Raw genomic sequence first — 5,533 nt, 5'->3', positions numbered from 1 at the left:
CTGCGCCGAACATAGGGGCCACGCCGAGCCCCTTGGGCTGCCTTCTCAATTTCCATGGTGTCCACCCATCAAAAATGGTGGACACCTTCGCTGCTCAAAGAAATGGGATCAAGACGGGACAGGGGCGACGCTTACGATCGAGCGCGCCATCACCGAGGTCCTACCCAACCTCAAGACGCCGCTGGTGCCTCGCAATGTGCCGTGGTTCACCGTTCGGGCGCAGGATTTCCCCAATCCCGAGATCGCCCGGGAGATTCTGGACGCCTACGGCGAGGACAGGGGTGAAGGCCGGCGCCTGTACCGCTTCCCGGTGGTGTTCCCCTCCGACTACTGGCAGACCGTGATGCCGCACGAATTGGCGGCCTGGGGGACGCACGAGAAGCACTACTGGTCGCAATACTCGGCCGATGGTCGGGTGCGCCACTGCATGTGCCATGCCCCGGTGCCGGTCGACGAGACGGGCCGGCGCACGATCCGCCTCTTCGGCGGGCGCAAGACCATGGTCCGCGAGGACAACGGCGGCCTGTGCGACCCCGAGAACTGCCGCGAGTACCAGCAGCGCCAGTGCAACCTGACCGGACGCTTCCTGTTCTTCATACCCGGCATCCGTTCGATCAGCGCCTTCGAACTTCACACCAACAGCTTCTATGCAATGAACGCGGCGATCCAGAAATTCGAGACGGTGGGCTTCCTGCGCGGCGGACGCATCTCGGGTTTCCTCGACCGGCAACGCACGCCGTTCTACCTCACCAAGAAACTGATGGAGGTGGCGCACATCGACGAGCAGGGGAGGGCGGTGCGCGTGCCGCAGTGGATCATCGACCTGGAGGCGCCGGTGGATGTCACGGCCTTGTTACGTGAGAACGAAGACACCGAGACGGCCCTGGTCCAGGCCCAACTGGCGACGCAGGTGCTTCAGGGGAACTCGGTGGCGGCGAGCGCCGAGCCGCTACAGCAGGAGGCGGCCGAGGGCCAGGCGGTGATGGCGACCGAGGTGGCATCCGTCGAGGCGCCACCGCTGCGCGATGGGCATCCCAGCCTTGAGCAACTGATGGCGCGTGTGCAGGCGTACAGGATGCCGCCGGAACGCTACCAGACGTATGCCGATCGGCGGTGGGGACGGGGCTGGAAGATCAACCCGCACGGCCGTGCCCGGGCCTGGGACGAACTGGAGCGCTACCGCAACGACCCGCAGGGCTATCTCGACAAGATCGAGAGCGAACTGCAGCTCGCCTCCCGCGGGAGGGCATCATGATCCGCATCGCTCATTTCTCCGATCTGCACTACGGCACCAAGAACCTGTTCGAGGCCGATCGCTGCTTCGGCGCCGCCGTCGACCGCGCCATCGCGCTGGGCGTGGAGGCGGCGGTCCTGTCGGGTGACGCCACCGACCATGGCCTGGACTTGCACGCACCGGCCGCCGAACGGCTGCTCATGCAGGTGCGCCGGCTGGCGGAGCATTGCCCGGTGCTGATGCTGCAAGGGACGTTCTCGCATGAGCCGCCGGGCACTCTGGCGATCTTCCGGCTGCTGGGCGGACGGCATCCGGTGCATGTGGCCGACCGGATCGAGCAGGTCGCGCTCTCGGCCCAGGGCGAATGGCTGGCGTCGGCGGGCTGGTGCTTCGACCGGCTGCCCGGCAATGCTCGCGCGCTGTTTTCCTGCGTACCCACGGTGAACAAGGCCGCGGTCGCGGCGGCGGTCGGTGCGGCGGACGCCGCCCAGGCCGTCGGCGAGCAACTGGCCCTATTGCTGCGCGGCTATGCGTCGATCCATCGCGCGGCCCGCCGACAGGGTGTGCCCGCCATCGGTGTTTCCCACGGCACGGTGTTCGGCTGCGTGAGCGAGCACGGCGTGCCGATGGCCGGCTTCGATCACGAGTTCACCACGGGTGCGCTGTTCGCCGCCGAGGCCCAGGCCTTCATGCTCGGGCACATCCACCGCCATCAGGCGTGGGAACAGGAAAGCAGGGCAGGGCGGCAGTGCATCGCCTATCCCGGATCCATCGGCCGCTTCCACTATGGCGAGGAGGGCGATAAGGGATTCCTGTTGTGGGAGGTCGACACCGACCAAGCGCGCTTCACCCTGGAGCCCACGCCCGCGCGCCGGACCATCGATATCGTGTTCGATGGCAAGCCCGATCTCGACGCCCTGCGGGCCGCCGTCGCGCGGCAGGACGTCGCCGGCGCGTTCGTGCGCGTGCGCTGGACCGTTGCTGATGAAGACCGCCACGAGGTCGACCGAGCGGCGATCGAGCGGCTGCTGGCAGGGGCGGCGGATACCAAGTTGGAGGGCCGAATCGTCCCCGTGGTGCGCACGCGGGCGGCCGGGATTTCGCAACTGGCGAATCTGGCGGACAAGGTGCGGGTATGGGCGCAGGTGACCGAGGCGCAGGCGGAACCGTTGCTCGAGTGCCTCCACGCGCTGGCCAGCCAGGCACCGGATGCCATTGCCGAGAGCGTGCTGCGGAGGCGGGCCGGTCCGGTATGCGAGGCAGCCGTCGAAACGCCTATCACCCGGTCTTCGCAGCAGCCTGACTTGGCGCCTGCGCTGTCGTCCTGACCTTGCCAAGTCCGTTCCCTTGGGGACGGGCTTGCCGACCTACTTTCATGCGGGAGACTGAATTGGGCATCCCGCAGGAGCACCCCCACCATGCAACCTCTTTCCCTCACCCTCAAAGGCTTTCGCGGCATCCGCGATGGCCTGGGACGCGATGTTCTGACCCTCGATTTCGAACGACTGGCCGATGGCGCTGAACTGGTCGCCATCATCGGCGCCAACGGGCGCGGCAAGACCACCGTGATGGACAACATGCACCCGTATCTCACGATGCCCTCACGGGCCGGCGCGGCGGGTCCGGGCGGGTTCTCCTATTACGACCACGTCTGTCTGCCCGAGAACGAGAAAGATTTGATCTGGGCGCACGACGGCCGCAGTTACCGCTCGCAGGTCGTGCTCCGCCTCAACGGCCGGCGCAAGACCGAAGCCTTCCTGTTTGTGCTCGCCGACGATGGCGCGTGGAAACCCATGGCGCTCGACGACGGCACCGTGTCCGACGGCAAGGTGGACACCTATACCCGCTGCGTCGAGAGCATCTGCGGCAGCGCCGACACCTTCTTCACCTCGGTGTTCTCGGCACAGGGCAAGCGGCAGCTGAGTGCCTACCGCAATGCGGAGATCAAGACCCTGCTGGCCGATCTGCTCGGGCAGGAGGAGATCCGGGCCCTCGGCCAGAAAGCAGCCGAGACCGCGCGTCTGCTCAAGACGGGCCTCGCGGCGATCCGGCAGGAACAGGCCTCGCTGGACGAGGAAGCGCAGCGGATCGAGGGCGAACGGCGGCGGCTCGACGGCGCCCAGGCTCGCGTCGCGCAAAGCCTGTCGACCCGACAGGCGGCCCACGCCGAGCAGGAGTCGGCGCGAACCCGGCATGCTCAGTTGATCGCCGAGCGCGAGCAGGCGCAAGGCGTGGAAGCGCGCCGGCGACAACTTCAGGGCGAATGCCAAGCAGTGATCCAGGCCGGCAAAGAGGCCATCGAAGCCTTGCAGGCACAGGATCGGGGCGAGCAACAGCGGCTGGAACGGCTGGAGCAGCGCATCGCCCAACGTCTCGGTCAGGAGCGCAACCGCCGGCAGGTCTTGCAGAACCAGCGCCGGCAGTGCATCACCTTGCTGGCGGGTGCGCCAGCCGTGCGACGTGGAGAGCGCCGTCTACCGCTGGCTGAGCGGCTCTCCTCGCTAAGATCGGCGCAGGTCGCAACTTGGCGAGAGCAGGTTCAACGCCTGACCCAGTGCGAGGTAGCGGCGCGGATGGCCCAGCAGAAACTGTCCGGGATCGAGCGCGAGGCCGGGCAGGCGGTGCTCAAGGCCGAGGAGTTGGCGCGGCGCTTCGGGCTGACCGGCGAGGTGCCGTGTGCGGGTACCGATCTGCAGGGGCAATGCAAGCTCCTGGGCGATGCGCGGGAAGCCCAGGCCCTGATGCCCAGCGCCGAGGGGACGATCCAGCGCCTGGGGCGCGAGAAGTCGACGGTACAGAAAGAACTGGACGCCTTGCGCGAACAGCATGAAGCCCTCGCCGCCGCGCCGCAGGCATTGGCTCGGGCCGAGCACCGGGCCGAGTGTGCCCGGGCGCGTGCCTCGCGGTTTGCGCTGCTGGCCGCCCAGGTCGGGGAAATGGAACGGGCGCGAGCCACGCTGGCCGGGATCGACCACGAGTTGACGGAACTGGGGACGGTGCTAGGCCCTGATGCCGCCGCCGATCAGCTGCCGATGGAGACCCCCGAGGAGGCTGCCGAGCGCCAGCAGATCGGCGTGGCGCGGCAGGCGATCGCCCAGCAGCACGAACAGCAGGCCAAACACTATCGCGCTACGCTGGACCGGCTCAAGCAGGCGCTGGCGGCCTTGCCTGCCCCTTATGACGAGCAACGCCTGACCGATGCGCAGACGAGGGTGGAACAGGCGACACAGTCGGTCACTGCCGCCGAGCAGGCCCATCTGAACGCAGTGCGGGATGCCGAAATCCTGGGTACCCTGATGCAGCAGGCAACGGCCCTGGCCACCCGCCGGGCACGGGTGTCCAGCCGCATCGCTCAGGTCGAAGCCGAGTTGGGCAACTGGAACCTGTTCGCCAAATGCATGAGCAACGATGGGCTGATCGCGCTGGCCATCGATGATGCCGGTCCGGCCTTGTCGGCGCTCGCCAATGACCTCCTGCTCGCCTGCTACGGTCCCCGCTTCACGGTGTCGATCCAGACGCTGGTGGAGACGGGAAAAGGCGAACAGAAGGAGGGCTTCGACATCCTGGTGCATGACGGCGAGTCGGGCGAGAGCAAGAGCGTCGGCCTCATGAGCGGCGGCGAACGGGTCTGGATCAACGAATGCCTGATCCGGGCGGTGGCGCTGTACCTCGCCCAGCATACCGGGCGACGCTACGGTGCGCTGTTCTCGGACGAGGCCGATGGGCCGCTGGACCCCGAGCGCAAGCGCATGTTCATGGCGATGAAGCGGGAGGTGCTGAGGTTGGGGGGTTACCAGCGGGAGTTTTTCGTGTCCCAGACGCCGGAACTGACCGCCATGGCGGATGTGGTGATCGATTTGGACGTTCAAGTGGAATCGCACAAAGTCTACGCCAGGGTCGGTCTGATTGTGTAGCTTGAATGCGTACATGATTGCGTTGCCTGTCGTCGAGGCGTACTAGATAAAGGAGACTGAGCTTCCCCGTGAGCTCTGGTTTCAAGTGATGACAAACGCTCATTTGTACCTATATGATCGCAAGCTGGCTGTATGTAGTGTGAATCTAGAGCTTTCGTTTGTCGGGGGAACGAGGAGGGGGGAGGAAACCATGAAACGTGGTCCTTACGCCGGGTGCGGCGATGCGTCGTTCGGTTCGGCCGGGACTGAATCGCCCCGGGTTTCGCGGAGGCTCCCACTCTTGAGAAGATGGAGCCATGAAGAAGACAACGAAATACGCCCCGGAAGTGCGCGAGCGTTCAGTGCGGATGGTGTTCGAGCAGCGCAGCGAGCACCCGTCGCAATG

The 5,533-nt window shown here is 66.4% G+C and carries 3 protein-coding genes; all 3 read left to right on the top strand.

Annotated features, from left to right (window positions below):
• Positions 1-184: 184 nt before the first annotated feature.
• The 3 genes from ACE3P2_RS10235 (at position 185) to ACE3P2_RS10225 (ending at position 5,148) form a co-directional block, all read left to right on the top strand.
• Entirely contained in the window at positions 185-1,255 is a 1,071-nt protein-coding gene (locus ACE3P2_RS10235; RefSeq protein WP_374264059.1) for a hypothetical protein, read from the top strand.
• Positions 1,252-2,562 (top strand): exonuclease SbcCD subunit D, encoded by a 1,311-nt coding sequence (locus tag ACE3P2_RS10230; protein ID WP_374264057.1) that lies wholly within the window; start codon positions 1,252-1,254, stop codon positions 2,560-2,562. Before ACE3P2_RS10235 ends, ACE3P2_RS10230 begins: the two co-directional genes overlap by 4 nt.
• A gap of 90 nt (positions 2,563-2,652) precedes the next feature.
• Positions 2,653-5,148, top strand: a complete 2,496-nt coding sequence (locus tag ACE3P2_RS10225) for a DNA repair protein (RefSeq protein WP_374264056.1) — start codon at positions 2,653-2,655, stop codon at positions 5,146-5,148.
• Positions 5,149-5,533: the final 385 nt, after the last annotated feature.

It is taken from the genome of Zoogloea sp. (assembly GCF_041911615.1).
In the GTDB taxonomy this organism is placed as follows: domain Bacteria; phylum Pseudomonadota; class Gammaproteobacteria; order Burkholderiales; family Rhodocyclaceae; genus Zoogloea.
The sequence above is the reverse complement of the archived record's forward strand: the minus strand, read 5'-3'. Positions and strand labels throughout refer to the sequence as shown.